9 protein-coding genes, 6 rRNA genes, 1 pseudogene and 3 riboswitches are annotated in these 23,852 nt (G+C 44.0%); all 16 genes and pseudogenes read left to right on the forward strand.

All coding sequences use genetic code 11. The annotated features are described in order from the left end of the window. Nucleotide 1 precedes the first annotated feature (1 nt). The 16 genes and pseudogenes from B1NLA3E_RS01780 (at nucleotide 2) to purK (ending at nucleotide 23,851) form a co-directional block, all read left to right on the forward strand. Entirely contained in the window at nucleotides 2-1,219 is a 1,218-nt protein-coding gene (locus tag B1NLA3E_RS01780) for a DUF58 domain-containing protein (RefSeq protein WP_015592150.1), read from the forward strand. Beyond that, a complete protein-coding gene (locus tag B1NLA3E_RS01785; RefSeq protein ID WP_015592151.1) occupies nucleotides 1,216-3,402 on the forward strand; it encodes a transglutaminase TgpA family protein in 2,187 nt (728 codons plus the stop codon). Before B1NLA3E_RS01780 ends, B1NLA3E_RS01785 begins: the two co-directional genes overlap by 4 nt. Nucleotides 3,403-3,433: 31 nt before the next feature. Beyond that, nucleotides 3,434-3,535, forward strand: a riboswitch (purine riboswitch). A gap of 109 nt (nucleotides 3,536-3,644) precedes the next feature. Then, a complete protein-coding gene (gene guaA, locus B1NLA3E_RS01790; RefSeq protein WP_015592152.1) occupies nucleotides 3,645-5,198 on the forward strand; it encodes a glutamine-hydrolyzing GMP synthase in 1,554 nt (517 codons plus the stop codon). Nucleotides 5,199-5,285: 87 nt separating this feature from the next. Beyond that, nucleotides 5,286-5,387, forward strand: a riboswitch (purine riboswitch). 120 nt (nucleotides 5,388-5,507) lie between these two features. After that, a complete protein-coding gene (locus B1NLA3E_RS01795; protein WP_015592153.1) occupies nucleotides 5,508-6,836 on the forward strand; it encodes an NCS2 family permease in 1,329 nt (442 codons plus the stop codon). Nucleotides 6,837-6,995: 159 nt separating this feature from the next. Continuing rightward, nucleotides 6,996-7,835, forward strand: a complete 840-nt coding sequence (gene glcT / locus B1NLA3E_RS01800) for a glucose PTS transporter transcription antiterminator GlcT (protein WP_015592154.1) — start codon at nucleotides 6,996-6,998, stop codon at nucleotides 7,833-7,835. Nucleotides 7,836-8,028: 193 nt separating this feature from the next. Continuing rightward, entirely contained in the window at nucleotides 8,029-10,068 is a 2,040-nt protein-coding gene (gene ptsG, locus B1NLA3E_RS01805) for a glucose-specific PTS transporter subunit IIBC (RefSeq protein WP_015592155.1), read from the forward strand. A gap of 371 nt (nucleotides 10,069-10,439) precedes the next feature. Then, nucleotides 10,440-11,989: ribosomal RNA gene (locus B1NLA3E_RS01810) — 16S ribosomal RNA — on the forward strand. 203 nt (nucleotides 11,990-12,192) lie between these two features. Further along, nucleotides 12,193-15,129: ribosomal RNA gene (locus B1NLA3E_RS01815) — 23S ribosomal RNA — on the forward strand. A 74-nt stretch (nucleotides 15,130-15,203) separates the two neighbouring features. Further along, nucleotides 15,204-15,320, forward strand: a 5S ribosomal RNA gene (rrf, locus tag B1NLA3E_RS01820). A 334-nt stretch (nucleotides 15,321-15,654) separates the two neighbouring features. Next, a 16S ribosomal RNA gene (locus B1NLA3E_RS01825) occupies nucleotides 15,655-17,205 on the forward strand. Between the two features lie 203 nt (nucleotides 17,206-17,408). Then, nucleotides 17,409-20,345, forward strand: a 23S ribosomal RNA gene (locus tag B1NLA3E_RS01830). Between the two features lie 74 nt (nucleotides 20,346-20,419). Then, nucleotides 20,420-20,536, forward strand: a 5S ribosomal RNA gene (gene rrf / locus B1NLA3E_RS01835). The 16S, 23S and 5S rRNA genes sit together here, the layout of an rRNA operon. A gap of 72 nt (nucleotides 20,537-20,608) precedes the next feature. Next, nucleotides 20,609-20,727: pseudogene (locus B1NLA3E_RS24600) on the forward strand (nitronate monooxygenase); the annotation flags it as partial. A gap of 895 nt (nucleotides 20,728-21,622) precedes the next feature. After that, entirely contained in the window at nucleotides 21,623-21,817 is a 195-nt protein-coding gene (locus B1NLA3E_RS01840; RefSeq protein WP_041580223.1) for an NETI motif-containing protein, read from the forward strand. 85 nt (nucleotides 21,818-21,902) lie between these two features. Beyond that, nucleotides 21,903-22,004, forward strand: a riboswitch (purine riboswitch). Nucleotides 22,005-22,224: 220 nt separating this feature from the next. Then, nucleotides 22,225-22,713 (forward strand): 5-(carboxyamino)imidazole ribonucleotide mutase, encoded by a 489-nt coding sequence (gene purE, locus B1NLA3E_RS01845; RefSeq protein ID WP_015592157.1) that lies wholly within the window; start codon nucleotides 22,225-22,227, stop codon nucleotides 22,711-22,713. Continuing rightward, nucleotides 22,700-23,851, forward strand: coding sequence for a 5-(carboxyamino)imidazole ribonucleotide synthase (gene purK, locus B1NLA3E_RS01850; RefSeq protein WP_015592158.1), 1,152 nt, complete (start codon nucleotides 22,700-22,702; stop codon nucleotides 23,849-23,851). The genes purE and purK overlap by 14 nt, the downstream gene beginning before the upstream one ends. Nucleotide 23,852: the final 1 nt, after the last annotated feature.

The raw sequence follows: 23,852 nt of genomic DNA on the forward strand, positions 1-23,852 counted from the left end.
AATGAAAAAGATGTGGATACAAGTTAAAAAGATTTGGAAACTATTGCTCTTGATCCTACTGATTATCATTACATTCTCTTACGCCATGTTTCAAGGTGGCTTTGTCAGCTGGTTTTTATTGTTCAGTTTTTTACCCTTTGCCATTTATGCGATGGCTATTGCATGCTACCCCCAAGGAGATATTCTTGCCAGCAGGATTTTTTCTAAAAAAGAATTTACTTTCGGTGAAACTTTAGAAATAAAGGTCACTCTTTCTCGTAAACACTCCTTTCCGTTATTTTTTCTGATAGTCGAAGATTGTCTGCCTAGTTCACTCACCCAGCCCAATTCAGGGGAAAAGCAGAAAGTGATCTTATTCCCTATCTTTATAAAGCAATTATCCTTTTCCTATTCATTATATGAGCTAACACGCGGTGAACACCTATTTAAGTCCATTCGTGTCAAAACCGGGGACTTGTTTGGTTTAATTGAAAAAGAAGTCATTCTTTCTGTTAACGATAAAATCATCGTCTATCCTAAATATGAAGAATTGATTTATCGCCCAATTCGAACTGATTTTGACCACGGCTTGGCTGTGACGAAGGAACAATTTCAAAGGGACACAACGATGGCAACCGGAGTGCGGAACTATCAGCATGGTGACCGCTTCTCTTGGATTAACTGGAAGGTCAGTGCAAAGAAAAATGAGATGATGGTAAAGGAATTTGAACAACGGCAGTCCCATGATGTAGTTATTATCATTGATTGTGCTCCTGATCAGCACTTTGAAATAATCATTTCTTTCACGGCCTCATTGATTAGGTCTATTTTACGTAAAGGTGTACAAGTAGGAATGTTTGCTTTTACAAAGGAACGGGTGGAAATCCCTATTCGTGGCGGCGAAGCTCATTTGCAACAGCTATTTTATTTGCTTGCCATAATGAAAGATGACAGTCCAGTTCCACTTGATCGAGTGGTTGAATCGGAGCGGTTTCCCATTCATGGAAATGGCTCGATTATCCTCATAACCGCTCAATTGTCAAAATCACTCATTGAAAATGTAAGCTTGCATGCTCAGCGGGAAAGCTCTTGTCTCATTTTTTTTCTAAAAGGAGAAAATGAAGCTGCTAACAACCATGAACGAATTTTGACAGCAATGGCTGCAGCAAGAGGGGTTAAAGTGGTGATGATTCATGAGCACCATTTTTCCAATGCATTGCTGGAGGTGGGAAGAGGATGACTTCCTATACTGGAAAGAAAGATTTTGTAACGTTCCTGTTCTATGTTCTTGGATTCCTGTTTCTGTGGGAGTGGATAAGACCGCTAGAAAAGCTGACTGATACGGGAAATATCGGTCTTTTCATCAGCTTTGTCGCCATCACTTTGTTTTTATCATTTTTAAAAATCCGCATATGGTTAAGGTTTTTTATTAAAAGTGTGTATATATTGGTAGCTCTTCATTATTTATACTTTGACGACCCACTTTTCACGTTTTCATGGCTTATTCCCTTCATCACAGACCTTTTTGAAAATATTCATTTGGTCTCAAAGGCTGATTGGCAAGACCTAACAAATATCTTTCGCAGCCTACTCTTTTTTATTTTACTGTGGATCATGTGCTATTTGATTAGATATTGGCTATTCATAAAAAGAAATATCATTATTTTTTTCTTGATGACGATCATCTATGTTACAGTTCTAGACACTTTTACTCCCTATCGCGCAGATTGGGCGATTGTAAGAACAGTTCTTTTGGGTTTTGTGATGATGGGGATGCTGACTTTTTACCGTCTGTTAGAAAAAGAAGGGGGTAAAAAGGAGGGGCCGGTCACCCGAAAATGGATGATTCCACTACTTGTGTTGATTGCATTGAGTGTTGCCATCGGGTTTGCTGTACCAAAGCCAAATCCAATTTGGCCAGATCCGGTTCCATTCCTTAAATCGTATTCTCAGAAAAGTGCTGGAATTAAGCACATTGGTTACAGATCCGATGATTCGAAGCTTGGCGGACCATTTATTGGTGATCATCAAGTTGTGTTTCAAGCGGAAGTGGATTCACGTCACTATTGGAAGGTGGAAACAAAGGATGTGTATACAGGAAAGGGTTGGGTGGCCTCTACAACAGATAGTAATAGTGCGGTGCTACCTTTCACTCAAACTGATATCGTCCCTTTGCAGTCTTTTTCAAAAGAAGTAGAAGTTAGTGAGGAATCGGCAACAATCATCAATGCCGAGCCTCTTTCATACATTGTTTACCCCTTGGGAGTTAAGGGGATTATCGCAAATTCAAGCGTTTCATTTGAAATGAACCCAGTCACGGAAAAAATCAATTTAATCGGGGGAAGCAATAAAGTATCGCTTAAACAGTATACTCTGTCATATGATATACCTGTATTTAGTGTCAAAGCATTAATGGGAGCTGTGGAAATGAGCCCGGATATTATGAATCGTTATACTCAACTTCCTGGATCATTACCAACAAGGGTTGGCGATCTTGCCAAAGAAATTACAGCTGGAAAAGAGACGTGGTTTGATAAAGCTCGAGCTTTAGAAAATTACTTTAATCAGTCTGAATACTCCTATGACAAAGTCGATGTATTGGAACCTGGGATTGATGACGATTATGTTGATCAGTTTTTATTTGAGTCAAAACGGGGGTATTGTGATAATTTTTCTACCTCAATGGTTGTCATGTTAAGGACACTAGGAATTCCTTCACGGTGGGTAAAGGGTTATACCGAGGGGGAATATCAAGGGCTAGGAGAGGACAGTAAAAAGATCTTTGAGATTACCAATGACAATGCTCATTCATGGGTAGAGGTATATTTTCCTAATGTCGGCTGGGTACCGTTTGAGCCAACCAAGGGTGTTTCAAATAATACCCAATTTAATTTTAATAATGATCAGGCAAATCAGAATGCAAATGTCACAGAACCAGTAAAGGAAAAAGAGAAAGTATCGAAACCTGTTAAAAAGGAAAAGAGTACAACTGAAAGAAATGTTGGCGTTTGGGTAGAAGACTTTTGGACAGGGTTAAAGGACTATATTGCAAAAAGAGCTAAATGGATTATGCTTGACTGTACTTTCCTTGTAGTGGGGATTTTAGTAATCTATAAAAATCGGGCTAGTTGGCTACCTCGTATTTATATTTGGAGATATAAGCGAAGGAGCGATTCTGATGAGCATTTCCCCGAAGCCTATGTAGCTCTGTTAAAGCAGCTTGAGCGGCAAGGCTTGATCCGGAAGGAAAATCAAACATTACGTGACTATGCTCAATACGTTGATCGCTATTTTTCATCGAATGAGATGGGTAAGCTAACCTCGTGTTATGAGCACTATATGTATAGTGGAAAACTCCCGAAAGGCAGTTGGAAGGAGTTAAGGGAATCGTGGGAAAAATTAATTAAAAGGACAATTGCTTGACCTGAAAATTATTGTATTGATAAAATAATCTAGGAACTAAAATAGCAACCTTCATATATACTCGAAGATATGGTTCGAACGTTTCTACCAAATCACCGTAAATGATTTGACTATGAAGGCAGATTGATCAGTATATTGCACCTATACTAGAATTCTGCTTTTCTGAAAAAAAGGGGAGAATTCTAGTTTTTTTTTAGGGAAATCTAGGAGCAAGACCATTTTATTTAAAGAGGTGTCTAAGAGTGACAGGAAAAACGGAGTTTCAAAATCAAGAAAAAATCATCGTACTCGATTTCGGAAGCCAGTACAATCAGCTAATTACCCGTCGTATTCGGGAATTTGGTGTGTATAGTGAATTACACCCACACACGATTACAGCTGAAGAAATTATGCAATTGAACCCAAAGGGCATTATTTTTTCTGGAGGACCAAACAGTGTTTATGATGAAAACTCATTTCGCTGTGATGAAAAGATTTTTGAATTAGGGTTGCCAATCCTTGGGATTTGTTATGGCATGCAATTAATGACTGTCCATTTTGATGGAAAAGTGGAACAAGCAAATCAACGGGAATATGGAAAAGCGGAAATTAAGGTGGAGAATCAAACTCGACTGTTTACGGATTTACCAGCAGAGCAAGTTGTGTGGATGAGCCACGGTGATTTAGTAACTGAAGCACCAGCTGGTTTCACGGTTGATGCAACTAGTCCAGGTTGCCCAATAACTTCCATGAGTGATGAAGAGCGGAATTTATACGCTGTTCAGTTCCACCCTGAAGTTCGTCATTCTATTTATGGCAATGAATTGCTTAAGAATTTTGTTTTTGGTGTTTGTGGATGTAGTGATAATTGGTCAATGGGAAATTTCATTGATGTAGAAATGGCCAAAATCCGTGAATTGGTTGGCGATAAGCAAGTTCTTTGCGCATTAAGTGGTGGCGTGGATTCTTCGGTTGTGGCCGTTCTGATTCACAAAGCGATCGGCGATCAATTAACTTGTATTTTCGTGGATCACGGTTTATTACGTAAAGGCGAAGCTGACAGCGTAATGAAGACCTTTGCTGAAGGTTTCCACATGAATGTTATTAAAGTAGATGCAAGAGATCGCTTTATGTCAAAATTAGAAGGCGTTTCTGATCCAGAACAAAAGCGGAAAATCATCGGCAATGAGTTTATCTATGTATTTGATGATGAAGCAACAAAGCTTAAAGGGATCGATTTCTTAGCGCAAGGAACGTTATATACAGACATTATCGAAAGTGGTACTGCTACAGCACAAACAATTAAGTCCCATCACAATGTGGGCGGACTACCTGAAGATATGCAATTTACCTTAATCGAGCCTCTTAATACACTTTTCAAAGATGAGGTTCGTGCACTTGGAACAGAGCTTGGTATCCCGGATGAGATTGTGTGGAGACAGCCATTCCCAGGTCCAGGATTAGGAATTCGTGTTCTTGGTGCAATTTCCGAAGATAAATTGGAGATTGTTCGTGAATCGGACGCCATTTTACGCGAAGAAGTTAAGAATTTCGGATTAGAACGTGATATTTGGCAGTACTTTACTGTCCTACCAGATATTCGTAGTGTAGGTGTAATGGGAGATGCCAGAACCTATGACTATACGATTGGAATCCGCGCTGTCACTTCGATTGATGGGATGACATCCGATTGGGCTCGTATTCCATGGGAAGTACTTGAAACGATTTCTACCAGAATTGTTAATGAAGTTGCCCATGTAAATCGAGTCGTTTATGATATTACGAGCAAACCACCTGCAACCATTGAATGGGAGTAAAATACGAACGTTAAAAAAGCGAACATGAAAAATGTTCGCTTTTTTTATTGACGGCATTATGGTGATATAGTAATATTAAAAAGTGCTAAATAATATAATGTAATACGTCGTATAATATTGGGGATATGGCCCAAGAGTTTCTACCGAGCTGCCGTAAATAGCTTGACTACGAGGTAAAGTTTAAAAATGGGGATTTGTATTTTGGTATTATTATTGTTATTTCCCCCTATTTTTTAGCTACCTCATGTCTATGCTCCCGGACGCACTCGGAGCATTTTTTATTTTAAAAGGAACATGAGGAGGAAGACAATGAAAAAGTTTTTTCAGTTTGAAGAGCTTGGTACAACTTATCGTCGTGAAATTTTAGGTGGACTCACAACATTTTTAGCAATGGCCTATATTTTGGTTGTTAATCCATTAACATTAACACTAGCGGATGTTCCTGATTTACCAGATGCATTAAGAATGGATCATGGAGCAGTCTTTGTAGCAACAGCACTTGCTGCAGCAGTAGGTTCTATCATCATGGGTCTTTTAGGGAAATTTCCAATTGCTCTCGCACCTGGGATGGGATTAAATGCATTTTTCGCATATACAGTAGTTCTTGGTGGAGGAGTCCCTTGGCAACATGCACTTGGAGCAGTTCTTATATCCAGTGTTTTCTTCTTACTTTTAACACTATCAGGTCTTCGTGAAAAAATTATCAATGCGATTCCAATCGAATTAAAGCATGCGGTTGGTGCAGGGATTGGATTGTTCATTACATTTATCGGTCTTAAAAACGCAGGAATCATCGTAAATAACGATGCAACTCTTGTTGGCTTAGGTGATTTAACAAACGGAAATACATTACTAGCTATTTTTGGGATTGTTATTACAGTTATCTTTATGACAAAGAAGATTAGTGGCGGCGTGTTCTACGGTATGATCATTACAGCTATTGTCGGCATGATTTTCAACTTAATTAAGGTTCCTGATAAAGTAGTAGATACGATTCCTAGTATTAAACCAACATTTGGAGCTGTTTTTAGCTCATTTGGAGATAGTTCATTTTATACATCAAGTATGTTAGTCGTTATCCTTACGTTTTTATTCGTTGACTTCTTCGATAATGCTGGCACGTTAGTAGCGGTTGCTAATCAAGCTGGATTGATGAAGGACAATAAGCTTCCAAATGCCGGAAGAGCCTTATTTGCAGATTCCATCGCTTCTCTTGTGGGTTCAATCTTTGGTACATCTACAACAACATCTTACATTGAATCATCAGCAGGGGTTGCAGCAGGAGCAAGAACTGGATTTGCATCACTTGTAACAGCCGTAATGTTTATCTTATCATTATTTTTCTTCCCATTATTATCAGTTATTACGGCTCCAGTAACTTCAGCAGCTTTAGTTATCGTCGGAGTACTGATGGTATCATCGCTTTCGAACATTGAATGGTCTCGCTTTGAAATTGCGGTTCCGGCTTTCTTAACGATGATTGCTATGCCGCTTTCATATAGTATTGCAACAGGTATTGCGATTGGATTTATCTTCTATCCAATCACAATGATCGTGAGTGGAAGAAGAAAAGAAGTACATCCAATCATGTATGTGTTCTTTGCAATCTTTGTTCTATACTTTATCTTCTTAAAATAATACAAACTCAGGGACCATGAGCTAATCATGGTCCCTATTTTATATTTGTAAAAATATATTTAATCGCTACTGTATTCGCTTTCTTTTTTTATTGACTTCCAAATCTCCCTCCGATAATATGTTAATACAAGTCGAATGTTGTCGAAGTGAGGAAAGCCAATGAGGGTAGAAGTAGAAAAAATTCTAAATAATAACGTTCTTATTGCGAAGCATTCTTCCCATGGTGAAGTGGTTGTCATTGGTAAAGGTGTTGGCTTTAATCGCAAAACTGGTGAGCCGATTGATACCAACTCTGTAGAGAAACTTTTTGTTTTACAAAATGAAAAAGAGCGGGAGGATTATATAAAACTTCTACCTTTTGTCGATAACGAAATGCATGAAGTGATAATTTCCTCCATTGATTTAATTAAGGATAAAGCAAGCGCACCGCTAAATGAACATATACATGTCGCGTTAACGGATCATCTTATGTTTACCTTTAATCGGATTTCTAGCGGAATGGAGATCAGAAACCCTTTTCTAGTTGAAACGAAAACGTTGTACCCTTTTGAATATGGAATTGCCCAAGAAGTGGTTAATCTGATTGCAAATAAAACGGGTGTCCGTTTGCCTGAAGGAGAAATGGGTTTTATTGCCCTGCATATCCACAGCTCCGTCATGAATAGAGATCTTTCGGAAGTAAACCATGACTCTCAATTAGTAACAAGATTAATTAACATGATTGAAGAGCAATTAAAAATAAAAATCGATAAAGATACCATTGATTATACAAGGCTTGTTCGGCATCTCCGCTACACGATCGAACGTGTTAAAAACGGAGAGCGTGTTGAAGAACCAGAAAAAATTTCTTCCCTCTTGAAAGAAGAGTATCCTGTGTGCTATAATTTATCATGGAAACTCATTAAGATTATGCAACAAGCATTGTTTATGCCAGTTTTTGATGCGGAAGCAGTTTATCTAACGATGCATCTTCAACGGCTCCAAAAGAAAATTAAATAAAATTGTCATTATCATTTTTTTACGTGTTACTGATTCGATCAGGCATGAGTAAAGAAGGTTAATTGAAATGAAAGTTTTTGGGTAATCTATCCTTAAGCTTTTCTTTCAACTTACACTCCTTTATTCATGCCTTTTTTTGTTGCTTGTGTTGTAAGCGTTTAATGAGTTATCAAACTATATTGGAGGTAATTACATGTTCAAAAATACTTTTGGTACCTTGCAAAAGGTTGGTAAAGCCTTAATGCTACCAGTAGCTCTTTTGCCAGCAGCAGGTATCCTACTTGCTCTAGGTGCGGCACTTAAAAACCCTGTATTAATCGATATCGCGCCATTCCTGGATAACTCTGGTGTTGCGATGGTTGCTTCAATCATGCAAAGTGCTGGAGATGTTGTTTTTGGAAATCTAGCATTATTATTTGCTGTTGGGGTAGCAGTAGGATTAGCTGGTGGAGAAGGCGTTGCTGGCCTTGCAGCTATTATAGGATACCTCATTATGAACGTTACGATGGGTACAGCTCTTGGTGTTACGGCTGGTGATAAAATCGTAGGTCATGTAGTGATACTCGGAATTCCGACCTTAGCTACAGGTGTTTTCGGGGGTATTATCGTCGGTATCATTGCCGCCGCGTTATATAACCGGTTTTATGAAATTGAGTTACCTTCTTACCTTGGTTTCTTTGCAGGAAAACGTTTCGTTCCAATTATCACAGCAGGAACAGCAGTATTATTAGGCTTACTAATGCTTGTGATTTGGCCGCCAATTCAATCAGGATTAAACTCTTTCTCACAAAATATGGTCCATGCAAACTTAACACTTTCAGCATTTATTTTCGGAGTAGTTGAACGTTCTTTAATTCCATTTGGATTACACCACATTTTCTATTCGCCGTTCTGGTATGAATTCGGGGAATATATTCCAAAAAATGGCGGAGCTCCAGTTCATGGTGACCAAGCTATTTTTATGGCTCAAATTAGAGATAATGTTCAACATTTAACAGCTGGTACGTTTATGACTGGTAAATTTCCATTCATGATGTTTGGATTACCTGCAGCTGCTTTAGCGATTTATCAAGAAGCGCGTCCTGAAAGAAAAGTATTTGTTGGTGGTTTAATGGCATCAGCAGCCCTTACTTCTTTCTTAACTGGTATTACAGAACCAATTGAATTCTCATTCCTATTCGTTGCTCCAGCCCTTTTTGGAATTCACGCAATCTTTGCTGGTCTATCATTCATGACCATGCACCTATTGAATGTTAAAATTGGTATGACTTTCTCTGGTGGATTAATTGACTACATCTTATTTGGCCTAATCAATCCACAAACACATGCATGGTTGGTTATTCCTGTAGGTCTTGTGTTCGCGGTTGTTTACTATTTTGGTTTCCGCTTTGCGATTCGCAAGTTCAATTTGAAAACTCCGGGTCGTGAGATAGTTGAGGAAGATGAAGGAGAAGTAACTTCTTCTGGTAAAGTAAGCGAGCTTCCGTACAATATTCTTGAAGCAATGGGTGGTCAAGAAAATATTGCTCACTTAGATGCGTGTATTACACGTCTTCGTGTTTCAGTTAAAGATGTGAAAAATGTTGATAAAGATCGTTTGAAAAAGTTAGGTGCTGCAGGTGTTCTTGAAGTAGGTAACAACATTCAAGCTATTTTTGGACCTCGTTCTGAAACAATAAAAGGTCAAATGAAGGATATAATGAGTGGAAAAAAGCCTAAAGCTGTTCCGTCATCTGCTCCAAAAGGAGACAAGCAAAATCAAAGTGCTCTCTCAAGTGATGATACATTTATTTCTCCGATTAAAGGTGAAATAAAACCAATCACTGAAGTGCCTGATGCGGTATTCTCTGGAAAAATGATGGGTGATGGTTTTGCGATTGTTCCTACGGAAGGAATGATTGTATCGCCTGTTGATGGGAAAATTGTGAATCTGTTCCCTACCAAACATGCCCTCGGAATACTATCTGATTCCGGCAGAGAGATTCTCATTCATGTTGGTATTGATACTGTTAATCTTAAAGGGCAAGGTTTTGAAACGTTGGTATCTGAGAATGATCGCGTTGTAAAGGGACAACCGTTGTTGAAAGTTGATTTGGATTTTATAAAACAAAATGCACCGTCAATTATAACTCCGATTGTCTTCACAAATCTTGCTTCTAATGAAGCTGTTGTTCTTAAAAAGCAAGGATCTGTTGCTTTAAAAGAAGAAAATATCATCTCTATTACTAAATAATAGGAAGAAGCCGAACTCAAGCGATGTATGAGTTCGGCTTCTTTATTTTATATCTAATGAGTATTTTATAATGTGTATTTAGCCATAGAGGGATTTTTTTATGAAATTAATATAAGAATGTGTTGATTTAATTTTACAGAGATGATACTATAGACAAACGGTGTCGCTGAAATAGTTAACAACACATTCGAAATAAAAAAGTTGTTGACATACAGTGTTAAACGATGTATTATAAGAAAGTTCGCTTCTGGCGACAATGCAAATTGTTCTTTGAAAACTAAACAAACAAACGTCAACAATATTATTTTTTAATAGTGTGAATGACTTCGGTCATGACACTAGCCAACGTAACTTTTATGAGTCAATCAACTTTCTTGGAGAGTTTGATCCTGGCTCAGGACGAACGCTGGCGGCGTGCCTAATACATGCAAGTCGAGCGGATTGATGGGAGCTTGCTCCCTGATATCAGCGGCGGACGGGTGAGTAACACGTGGGCAACCTGCCTGTAAGACTGGGATAACACCGGGAAACCGGTGCTAATACCGGATAATCCTTTTCCTCTCATGAGGAAAAGCTGAAAGACGGTTTCGGCTGTCACTTACAGATGGGCCCGCGGCGCATTAGCTAGTTGGTGAGGTAACGGCTCACCAAGGCGACGATGCGTAGCCGACCTGAGAGGGTGATCGGCCACACTGGGACTGAGACACGGCCCAGACTCCTACGGGAGGCAGCAGTAGGGAATCTTCCACAATGGACGAAAGTCTGATGGAGCAACGCCGCGTGAGCGATGAAGGCCTTCGGGTCGTAAAGCTCTGTTGTTAGGGAAGAACAAGTATCGGAGTAACTGCCGGTACCTTGACGGTACCTAACCAGAAAGCCACGGCTAACTACGTGCCAGCAGCCGCGGTAATACGTAGGTGGCAAGCGTTGTCCGGAATTATTGGGCGTAAAGCGCGCGCAGGCGGTTCCTTAAGTCTGATGTGAAAGCCCCCGGCTCAACCGGGGAGGGTCATTGGAAACTGGGGAACTTGAGTGCAGAAGAGAAGAGCGGAATTCCACGTGTAGCGGTGAAATGCGTAGAGATGTGGAGGAACACCAGTGGCGAAGGCGGCTCTTTGGTCTGTAACTGACGCTGAGGCGCGAAAGCGTGGGGAGCAAACAGGATTAGATACCCTGGTAGTCCACGCCGTAAACGATGAGTGCTAAGTGTTAGAGGGTTTCCGCCCTTTAGTGCTGCAGCTAACGCATTAAGCACTCCGCCTGGGGAGTACGGCCGCAAGGCTGAAACTCAAAGGAATTGACGGGGGCCCGCACAAGCGGTGGAGCATGTGGTTTAATTCGAAGCAACGCGAAGAACCTTACCAGGTCTTGACATCCTCTGACACTCCTAGAGATAGGACGTTCCCCTTCGGGGGACAGAGTGACAGGTGGTGCATGGTTGTCGTCAGCTCGTGTCGTGAGATGTTGGGTTAAGTCCCGCAACGAGCGCAACCCTTGATCTTAGTTGCCAGCATTCAGTTGGGCACTCTAAGGTGACTGCCGGTGACAAACCGGAGGAAGGTGGGGATGACGTCAAATCATCATGCCCCTTATGACCTGGGCTACACACGTGCTACAATGGGTGGTACAAAGGGTTGCAAAACCGCGAGGTCGAGCCAATCCCATAAAACCACTCTCAGTTCGGATTGTAGGCTGCAACTCGCCTACATGAAGCTGGAATCGCTAGTAATCGCGGATCAGCATGCCGCGGTGAATACGTTCCCGGGCCTTGTACACACCGCCCGTCACACCACGAGAGTTTGTAACACCCGAAGTCGGTGGGGTAACCGTAAGGAGCCAGCCGCCTAAGGTGGGACAGATGATTGGGGTGAAGTCGTAACAAGGTAGCCGTATCGGAAGGTGCGGCTGGATCACCTCCTTTCTAAGGATATTGTCGTAAAGACAATCGGAACACAACACTTATAGTGATGTGATGTTGATGGTTTGTTTGTTTAGTTTTGAGAGAGCAATCTCTTAAAGTTTTTTTGTTCCTTGAAAACTAGATAATCGTAAGAAGAAGAATGTAAGACCGAGAAACACCACATTAGTTTTTTTCTCTCTTATATAATAAGAGATTAACCTTTAGGTTAAGTTAGAAAGGGCGCACGGTGGATGCCTTGGCACTAGGAGCCGATGAAGGACGGTACTAACACCGATATGCTTCGGGGAGCTGTAAGTAAGCTTTGATCCGGAGATTTCCGAATGGGGAAACCCACTGCTCGTAATGGAGTAGTATCTTTACCTGAATACATAGGGTATTGAAGGCAGACCCGGGGAACTGAAACATCTAAGTACCCGGAGGAAGAGAAAGCAAATGCGATTCCCTGAGTAGCGGCGAGCGAAACGGGAAATAGCCCAAACCAAGAGGCTTGCCTCTTGGGGTTGTAGGACACTCAATATGGAGTTACAAAGGAACGGGGTAAATGAAGAGGTCTGGAAAGGCCCGTCAAAGAAGGTAAAAACCCTGTAGTTGAAACTTCGTTCCCTCCTGAGTGGATCCTGAGTACGGCCGGACACGAGAAATCCGGTCGGAAGCAGGGAGGACCATCTCCCAAGGCTAAATACTACCTAGTGACCGATAGTGAACCAGTACCGTGAGGGAAAGGTGAAAAGCACCCCGGAAGGGGAGTGAAATAGATCCTGAAACCGTGTGCCTACAAGTAGTCAAAGCCCGTTAATGGGTGATGGCGTGCCTTTTGTAGAATGAACCGGCGAGTTACGATTACATGCAAGGTTAAGTTGATAAGACGGAGCCGCAGCGAAAGCGAGTCTGAATAGGGCGAATGAGTATGTGGTTGTAGACCCGAAACCAGGTGATCTACCCATGTCCAGGGTGAAGGTAGGGTAACACCTACTGGAGGCCCGAACCCACGCACGTTGAAAAGTGCGGGGATGAGGTGTGGGTAGCGGAGAAATTCCAATCGAACTTGGAGATAGCTGGTTCTCTCCGAAATAGCTTTAGGGCTAGCCTCACGTTGTAAGAGTCTTGGAGGTAGAGCACTGTTTGGACTAGGGGCCCTCATCGGGTTACCGAATTCAGACAAACTCCGAATGCCAAAGACTTATCCGTGGGAGTCAGACTGCGAGTGATAAGATCCGTAGTCAAAAGGGAAACAGCCCAGACCACCAGCTAAGGTCCCAAAGTATACGTTAAGTGGAAAAGGATGTGGAGTTGCTTAGACAACCAGGATGTTGGCTCAGAAGCAGCCACCATTTAAAGAGTGCGTAATAGCTCACTGGTCGAGTGACTCTGCGCCGAAAATGTACCGGGGCTAAACGTATCACCGAAGCTGTGGATTGACATCTTAGATGTCAGTGGTAGGAGAGCGTTCTAAGGGCGTTGAAGCTAGACCGTAAGGACTGGTGGAGCGCTTAGAAGTGAGAATGCCGGTATGAGTAGCGAAAGATGGGTGAGAATCCCATCCACCGAATGCCTAAGGTTTCCTGAGGAAGGCTCGTCCGCTCAGGGTTAGTCGGGACCTAAGCCGAGGCCGAAAGGCGTAGGCGATGGACAACAGGTTGATATTCCTGTACCACCTCTTTATCGTTTGAGCAATGGGGGGACGCAGAAGGATAGGGTAAGCGCGCTGTTGGATATGCGCGTCTAAGCAGTTAGGCTGGTAGCGAGGAAAATCCCGTTACCGTGAAGGCTAAGCTGTGATAGCGAGGGAAATATAGTACCGAAGTTCCTGATTTCACACTGCCTAGAAAAGCCTCTAGCGAGATAAAAGGTGCCCGTACCGCAAACCGACACAGGTAGGCGAGGAGAGAATCCTAAGGTGAGCGAGAGAACTCTCGTTAAGGAACTCGGCAAAATGACCCCGTAACTTCGGGAGAAGGGGTGCTCTTTAGGGTGAATAGCCTTGAAGAGCCGCAGTGAATAGGCCCAGGCGACTGTTTAGCAAAAACACAGGTCTCTGCAAAGCCGCAAGGCGAAGTATAGGGGCTGACGCCTGCCCGGTGCTGGAAGGTTAAGGGGAGAGGTTAGCCGCAAGGCGAAGCTTTGAACCGAAGCCCCAGTAAACGGCGGCCGTAACTATAACGGTCCTAAGGTAGCGAAATTCCTTGTCGGGTAAGTTCCGACCCGCACGAAAGGCGTAACGATCTGGGCACTGTCTCAACGAGAGACTCGGTGAAATTATAGTACCTGTGAAGATGCAGGTTACCCGCGACAGGACGGAAAGACCCCGTGGAGCTTTACTGTAGCCTGATATTGAATTTTGGTACAGCTTGTACAGGATAGGTAGGAGCCGTAGAAGCCGGAGCGCTAGCTTCGGTGGAGGCATTGGTGGGATACTACCCTGGCTGTATTGAAATTCTAACCCATACCCCTGATCGGGGTAGGAGACAGTGTCAGGTGGGCAGTTTGACTGGGGCGGTCGCCTCCTAAAGAGTAACGGAGGCGCCCAAAGGTTCCCTCAGAATGGTTGGAAATCATTCGTAGAGTGTAAAGGCACAAGGGAGCTTGACTGCGAGACCTACAAGTCGAGCAGGGACGAAAGTCGGGCTTAGTGATCCGGTGGTTCCGCATGGAAGGGCCATCGCTCAACGGATAAAAGCTACCCCGGGGATAACAGGCTTATCTCCCCCAAGAGTCCACATCGACGGGGAGGTTTGGCACCTCGATGTCGGCTCATCGCATCCTGGGGCTGTAGTCGGTCCCAAGGGTTGGGCTGTTCGCCCATTAAAGCGGTACGCGAGCTGGGTTCAGAACGTCGTGAGACAGTTCGGTCCCTATCCGTCGTGGGCGCAGGAAATTTGAGAGGAGCTGTCCTTAGTACGAGAGGACCGGGATGGACGCACCGCTGGTGTACCAGTTGTCTTGCCAAAGGCATAGCTGGGTAGCTATGTGCGGAAGGGATAAGTGCTGAAAGCATCTAAGCATGAAGCCCCCCTCAAGATGAGATTTCCCATAGCGCAAGCTAGTAAGATCCCTGAAAGATGATCAGGTTGATAGGTCAGAGGTGGAAGCGCGGTGACGTGTGGAGCTGACTGATACTAATCGATCGAGGACTTAACCAAAAACGGTGTTATTAGTTTTACAACTTCTTCTGCATTATCTAGTTTTGAGGGAATGAAAATTCCCAATTAAATAGTCTGGTGGCGATAGCGAGAAGGTCACACCCGTTCCCATACCGAACACGGAAGTTAAGCTTCTCAGCGCCGATGGTAGTTGGGGGATCTCCCCCTGTGAGAGTAGGACGTTGCCGGGCGAAAGAAACAGTAAATCCTGTTTCTTTTTTTATCTCTTATTATGATGGTACTTGAAAATTGATAAAATTAGAGATTGATATAATAACACTGACAGTGTTATTATAGAAGACGCTCTTTTAAATCACGTTTTCAAAACGTCATCTAAATAATTACTTCGTAGAAGTTGACAACTAATCATAAAAATGTTATGATTATAAAGTTCGCTTCTGAACAACGACAAACAAATTGTTCTTTGAAAACTAAACAAACAAACGTCAACAATATTATTTTTTAATAGTGTGAATGACTTCGGTCATGACACTAGCCAACGTAACTTTTATGAGTCAATCAACTTTCTTGGAGAGTTTGATCCTGGCTCAGGACGAACGCTGGCGGCGTGCCTAATACATGCAAGTCGAGCGGATTGATGGGAGCTTGCTCCCTGATATCAGCGGCGGACGGGTGAGTAACACGTGGGCAACCTGCCTGTAAGACTGGGATAACACCGGGAAACCGGTGCTAATACCGGATAATCCTTTTCCTCTCATGAGGAAAAGCTGAAAGACGGTTTCGGCTGTCACTTACAGATGGGCCCGCGGCGCATTAGCTAGTTGGTGAGGTAACGGCTCACCAAGGCGACGATGCGTAGCCGACCTGAGAGGGTGATCGGCCACACTGGGACTGAGACACGGCCCAGACTCCTACGGGAGGCAGCAGTAGGGAATCTTCCACAATGGACGAAAGTCTGATGGAGCAACGCCGCGTGAGCGATGAAGGCCTTCGGGTCGTAAAGCTCTGTTGTTAGGGAAGAACAAGTATCGGAGTAACTGCCGGTACCTTGACGGTACCTAACCAGAAAGCCACGGCTAACTACGTGCCAGCAGCCGCGGTAATACGTAGGTGGCAAGCGTTGTCCGGAATTATTGGGCGTAAAGCGCGCGCAGGCGGTTCCTTAAGTCTGATGTGAAAGCCCCCGGCTCAACCGGGGAGGGTCATTGGAAACTGGGGAACTTGAGTGCAGAAGAGAAGAGCGGAATTCCACGTGTAGCGGTGAAATGCGTAGAGATGTGGAGGAACACCAGTGGCGAAGGCGGCTCTTTGGTCTGTAACTGACGCTGAGGCGCGAAAGCGTGGGGAGCAAACAGGATTAGATACCCTGGTAGTCCACGCCGTAAACGATGAGTGCTAAGTGTTAGAGGGTTTCCGCCCTTTAGTGCTGCAGCTAACGCATTAAGCACTCCGCCTGGGGAGTACGGCCGCAAGGCTGAAACTCAAAGGAATTGACGGGGGCCCGCACAAGCGGTGGAGCATGTGGTTTAATTCGAAGCAACGCGAAGAACCTTACCAGGTCTTGACATCCTCTGACACTCCTAGAGATAGGACGTTCCCCTTCGGGGGACAGAGTGACAGGTGGTGCATGGTTGTCGTCAGCTCGTGTCGTGAGATGTTGGGTTAAGTCCCGCAACGAGCGCAACCCTTGATCTTAGTTGCCAGCATTCAGTTGGGCACTCTAAGGTGACTGCCGGTGACAAACCGGAGGAAGGTGGGGATGACGTCAAATCATCATGCCCCTTATGACCTGGGCTACACACGTGCTACAATGGGTGGTACAAAGGGTTGCAAAACCCGCGAGGTCGAGCCAATCCCATAAAACCACTCTCAGTTCGGATTGTAGGCTGCAACTCGCCTACATGAAGCTGGAATCGCTAGTAATCGCGGATCAGCATGCCGCGGTGAATACGTTCCCGGGCCTTGTACACACCGCCCGTCACACCACGAGAGTTTGTAACACCCGAAGTCGGTGGGGTAACCGTAAGGAGCCAGCCGCCTAAGGTGGGACAGATGATTGGGGTGAAGTCGTAACAAGGTAGCCGTATCGGAAGGTGCGGCTGGATCACCTCCTTTCTAAGGATATTGTCGTAAAGACAATCGGAACACAACACTTATAGTGATGTGATGTTGATGGTTTGTTTGTTTAGTTTTGAGAGAGCAATCTCTTAAAGCTTTTTTGTTCCTTGAAAACTAGATAATCGTAAGAAGAAGAATGTAAGACCGAGAAACACCACATTAGTTTTTTTCTCTCTTATATAATAAGAGATTAACCTTTAGGTTAAGTTAGAAAGGGCGCACGGTGGATGCCTTGGCACTAGGAGCCGATGAAGGACGGTACTAACACCGATATGCTTCGGGGAGCTGTAAGTAAGCTTTGATCCGGAGATTTCCGAATGGGGAAACCCACTGCTCGTAATGGAGTAGTATCTTTACCTGAATACATAGGGTATTGAAGGCAGACCCGGGGAACTGAAACATCTAAGTACCCGGAGGAAGAGAAAGCAAATGCGATTCCCTGAGTAGCGGCGAGCGAAACGGGAAATAGCCCAAACCAAGAGGCTTGCCTCTTGGGGTTGTAGGACACTCAATATGGAGTTACAAAGGAACGGGGTAAATGAAGAGGTCTGGAAAGGCCCGTCAAAGAAGGTAAAAACCCTGTAGTTGAAACTTCGTTCCCTCCTGAGTGGATCCTGAGTACGGCCGGACACGAGAAATCCGGTCGGAAGCAGGGAGGACCATCTCCCAAGGCTAAATACTACCTAGTGACCGATAGTGAACCAGTACCGTGAGGGAAAGGTGAAAAGCACCCCGGAAGGGGAGTGAAATAGATCCTGAAACCGTGTGCCTACAAGTAGTCAAAGCCCGTTAATGGGTGATGGCGTGCCTTTTGTAGAATGAACCGGCGAGTTACGATTACATGCAAGGTTAAGTTGATAAGACGGAGCCGCAGCGAAAGCGAGTCTGAATAGGGCGAATGAGTATGTGGTTGTAGACCCGAAACCAGGTGATCTACCCATGTCCAGGGTGAAGGTAGGGTAACACCTACTGGAGGCCCGAACCCACGCACGTTGAAAAGTGCGGGGATGAGGTGTGGGTAGCGGAGAAATTCCAATCGAACTTGGAGATAGCTGGTTCTCTCCGAAATAGCTTTAGGGCTAGCCTCACGTTGTAAGAGTCTTGGAGGTAGAGCACTGTTTGGACTAGGGGCCCTCATCGGGTTACCGAATTCAGACAAACTCCGAATGCCAAAGACTTATCCGTGGGAGTCAGACTGCGAGTGATAAGATCCGTAGTCAAAAGGGAAACAGCCCAGACCACCAGCTAAGGTCCCAAAGTATACGTTAAGTGGAAAAGGATGTGGAGTTGCTTAGACAACCAGGATGTTGGCTCAGAAGCAGCCACCATTTAAAGAGTGCGTAATAGCTCACTGGTCGAGTGACTCTGCGCCGAAAATGTACCGGGGCTAAACGTATCACCGAAGCTGTGGATTGACATCTTAGATGTCAGTGGTAGGAGAGCGTTCTAAGGGCGTTGAAGCTAGACCGTAAGGACTGGTGGAGCGCTTAGAAGTGAGAATGCCGGTATGAGTAGCGAAAGATGGGTGAGAATCCCATCCACCGAATGCCTAAGGTTTCCTGAGGAAGGCTCGTCCGCTCAGGGTTAGTCGGGACCTAAGCCGAGGCCGAAAGGCGTAGGCGATGGACAACAGGTTGATATTCCTGTACCACCTCTTTATCGTTTGAGCAATGGGGGGACGCAGAAGGATAGGGTAAGCGCGCTGTTGGATATGCGCGTCTAAGCAGTTAGGCTGGTAGCGAGGAAAATCCCGTTACCGTGAAGGCTAAGCTGTGATAGCGAGGGAAATATAGTACCGAAGTTCCTGATTTCACACTGCCTAGAAAAGCCTCTAGCGAGATAAAAGGTGCCCGTACCGCAAACCGACACAGGTAGGCGAGGAGAGAATCCTAAGGTGAGCGAGAGAACTCTCGTTAAGGAACTCGGCAAAATGACCCCGTAACTTCGGGAGAAGGGGTGCTCTTTAGGGTGAATAGCCTTGAAGAGCCGCAGTGAATAGGCCCAGGCGACTGTTTAGCAAAAACACAGGTCTCTGCAAAGCCGCAAGGCGAAGTATAGGGGCTGACGCCTGCCCGGTGCTGGAAGGTTAAGGGGAGAGGTTAGCCGCAAGGCGAAGCTTTGAACCGAAGCCCCAGTAAACGGCGGCCGTAACTATAACGGTCCTAAGGTAGCGAAATTCCTTGTCGGGTAAGTTCCGACCCGCACGAAAGGCGTAACGATCTGGGCACTGTCTCAACGAGAGACTCGGTGAAATTATAGTACCTGTGAAGATGCAGGTTACCCGCGACAGGACGGAAAGACCCCGTGGAGCTTTACTGTAGCCTGATATTGAATTTTGGTACAGCTTGTACAGGATAGGTAGGAGCCGTAGAAGCCGGAGCGCTAGCTTCGGTGGAGGCATTGGTGGGATACTACCCTGGCTGTATTGAAATTCTAACCCATACCCCTGATCGGGGTAGGAGACAGTGTCAGGTGGGCAGTTTGACTGGGGCGGTCGCCTCCTAAAGAGTAACGGAGGCGCCCAAAGGTTCCCTCAGAATGGTTGGAAATCATTCGTAGAGTGTAAAGGCACAAGGGAGCTTGACTGCGAGACCTACAAGTCGAGCAGGGACGAAAGTCGGGCTTAGTGATCCGGTGGTTCCGCATGGAAGGGCCATCGCTCAACGGATAAAAGCTACCCCGGGGATAACAGGCTTATCTCCCCCAAGAGTCCACATCGACGGGGAGGTTTGGCACCTCGATGTCGGCTCATCGCATCCTGGGGCTGTAGTCGGTCCCAAGGGTTGGGCTGTTCGCCCATTAAAGCGGTACGCGAGCTGGGTTCAGAACGTCGTGAGACAGTTCGGTCCCTATCCGTCGTGGGCGCAGGAAATTTGAGAGGAGCTGTCCTTAGTACGAGAGGACCGGGATGGACGCACCGCTGGTGTACCAGTTGTCTTGCCAAAGGCATAGCTGGGTAGCTATGTGCGGAAGGGATAAGTGCTGAAAGCATCTAAGCATGAAGCCCCCCTCAAGATGAGATTTCCCATAGCGCAAGCTAGTAAGATCCCTGAAAGATGATCAGGTTGATAGGTCAGAGGTGGAAGCGCGGTGACGTGTGGAGCTGACTGATACTAATCGATCGAGGACTTAACCAAAAACGGTGTTATTAGTTTTACAACTTCTTCTGCATTATCTAGTTTTGAGGGAATGAAAATTCCCAATTAAATAGTCTGGTGGCGATAGCGAGAAGGTCACACCCGTTCCCATACCGAACACGGAAGTTAAGCTTCTCAGCGCCGATGGTAGTTGGGGGATCTCCCCCTGTGAGAGTAGGACGTTGCCGGGCAAATGAAGAACAACTCATTGGGTTGTTCTTTTTTGTATATATAAAAATGTCCGAAGGAACAATAAAGGACTTGTCATCGCTTCAGGAGGAATCAGCGACGGAAGAGGATTACTCGCCGCGTTTGCACTTGGAGCAGAAGGTATCGAGATGGGGACACGAGGTTCATTGGCACATGGGAATGTGTTCATGCGGACACCAATGCCGCTATTAATGCATAAAGGGGTGTTTTTGATAGGTTAATGGACACCAGAGCCTTTATTCGTTAGTAAGCGGGCATGATCCAGTGGTTTTTATGAAAATAAGGTATCACTGAGTCCGGAAAATTTTAAAAAATGGGTAATTTCTTGGAAATAAGGTCTTTTGTGTCCGTTTGGGTTTGAACGGACGAAGGGTAAGAGGATTAGCTTATGGTCGGCTTGAGTTGAAGAAATCAATTTTAGTCTATATTGGACTGGGCTATTACTTCCGCATTTTGCAGTGTATTTTTACTTTTCAATTTAGGGAGATAACGGAACCCGTTAGTCATCGGGTTGTTCTTTTTTGTATATAAAATGTACATAGAGACGATAAAAGAAAAAATTAATAAGTTTGGCTACCAGAAGACGAACCCAGAAGATAAGCTTCGGCGCCATTGGTAGTTGGTGGATCTCCCCATAAGAGAGAAGGCTGGTGCCGGGCTATTTAGAACGACTCAATTTGAGTTGGCTACCTATTAGTGGGAAATGGTTAAAAAGGATAAAACCGATAAAATGGTAAAGCCTTGTTAGTTTGGAAAAACTGATTGAACTCAGGGTCAAGGAGGTTGAAGAAGTAAGGGAGTGAAGCATTGGCCCGTACAATAAGAAAGATAGCGCTTACCACTAATTATCGCATTTATTTTATTATTAAAATGGTAAAACCTATGATAAGATGAACAATGGATAAAATATGATCGGAATTTAATGTTAGTAAATTAAAAAAGGTAAATAATATAAATATCTAAGGAAAATTCTACTGAACTAACATTGCTTCATTCCCTTTCCGTTCCTTGAAAATACTCGTTTTGAGTTAATTTAAGAAGTCATGAACAAGAAAGGATTCATTCATATGACAAGAAAAAAGCAATTTGAAGTACAGGAAAATGAATCGATTGATGAATGTTTGAATCGAATAATGCAAGAAGGCTATATGCCTATTCGAAGAATCGAAAAACCAATTTTCAAAGAAATTAAACAAGGCAATAAGGTCACTTATGAACCTGCAGGGCGCCATACCGTCTTTGAAGGAATAAAGAATGTATAAAACACGAACATTAACAACTTGCTAACAGTAAATGTTCGATAAATTTATTGACTGAAAAGAGTAAAGTTGTTATGATAAATGTAACAAAATAGTTTAGCATCTCCCTCGTATAATAATGGGAATACGGCCCATGAGTTTCTACCCAATTACCGTAAATTATTGGACTATGAGGGAAAGTGGTAACCGTTTGAGAAGTGTAGTTTAATCCACTTCTTTTTTGGGATGGTATTTTTTCGTACATCTTAAGCCCGGACAGACTGCTTTCTCTTATTATATAAAGGGAAAAGTTTCTGTTGAGGGCTTTTTTTATTGTCTTAGCGGAGAAAAACCTCGAAAAATTGATATAAAATAGCTAAATAAATGTAGTATTTGGAGAATAACTGTCGAAAGTTCGGGGGAGGGATTTGATGGAAGCAAAGGTTGCAGTCATAATGGGGAGCAAATCTGACTGGGAAACTATGAAGTATGCTTGTCAAAGTTTAGAGAATTTAGAAGTTCCATTTGAAAGAAAGGTCGTGTCAGCACACCGTACTCCAGATCTCATGTTTGAATTTGCGGAAACAGCAAAACAGAGAGGGATACAGGTTATTATTGCTGGAGCAGGGGGAGCGGCTCATTTACCTGGGATGGTGGCAGCGAAGACGACCTTACCGGTGATTGGAGTTCCAGTGCAATCACGAGCATTAAATGGTCTCGATTCACTATTATCGATTGTGCAAATGCCTGGGGGAATTCCGGTAGCTACTGTAGCAATTGGAACAAGTGGTGCCACTAATGCAGGTTTATTGGCCGCACAGATATTGGCGATAACTGATTCCGAGCTTGCAGACCGCATCGAAATGTTCCGGCAGGAAACGAAGCTGGCTGCCATTGAAAGCAGTGATGAACTTGGCTAACATGGTTATTTTACCAGGACAAACAATTGGTATTATTGGTGGAGGTCAATTAGGGAGAATGATGGCTCTCGCAGCAAAAGCACAAGGGTTTCGCATTGCAGTCATGGACCCAAATCCTGATTCACCCTGTGGTCAAGTAGCTGACTATAAAATTATCGGGGCCTATGATGATGCAGCTGCTATCAAGCGACTTGCTAAAATGAGTGATGTGATTACTTATGAGTTTGAGAATATTGATGGGGATACGCTAAAGTCGATTAGCCATTTAGTCCATGTTCCTCAAGGTACTGATCTATTGGAAATCACTAAGGATCGTATTGCGGAAAAGACGGCTATTCAGGCGGCTGGGATTGAGGTTGCTCCATTTGCTGTTATTCAAACGAAACAGGAGATTTATGATACCATAAAAGAGCTTGGTTTCCCTGCTGTTTTGAAAACTTCAAGAGGTGGCTATGATGGGAAAGGTCAGCTGGTCATAAAATGTAAAGAAGATATTGCTGAAGCTAATTCCTTATTAGAGCATGGGGGGTGTGTCCTTGAAAAATGGATGCCATTTACGAAAGAGATTTCGGTGATTGTGTCTAGAAATGAAAAAGGAGATACAGCAGTTTTCCCTGTTGCTGAGAATATCCATGTAAATAATATTCTGCACCAGACAATCGTGCCTGCGAGAATAAGTGAAGCGGCACAAAATGGTGCTATTCAAGCAGCGCTTCGACTTGTCGAATCATTGGGGATGGTAGGGACTCTTGCTGTCGAAATGTTTGTGATGGCTGACGAGACGATCTATATTAATGAATTAGCCCCTAGACCACATAACTCTGGGCATTATTCAATTGATGCCTGCGAAACTTCACAGTTTGAGCAGCATATTAGAGCCATTTGCAACTGGCCGTTAGGGAGTACAAACCTATTGAAGCCTGTGGTGATGGTCAATATATTAGGGCAACACCAAGCAAAATTATTAGAAAAAATACCAACACTGTCTAATTGGAAGATTCATTTGTATGGAAAAAAGGAAGCTAAAACAGGCCGGAAAATGGGTCATGTCACTCTTTTAAGGGAAACAGTTGAAGAGGCAGTTCTAGAAGCAGATGATAGCCAAATTTGGGATAGTGTCATATTGATCGGAGGATAAA

This window comes from Bacillus sp. 1NLA3E (genome assembly GCF_000242895.2).
Lineage (GTDB): Bacteria > Bacillota > Bacilli > Bacillales > Cytobacillaceae > Bacillus_BU.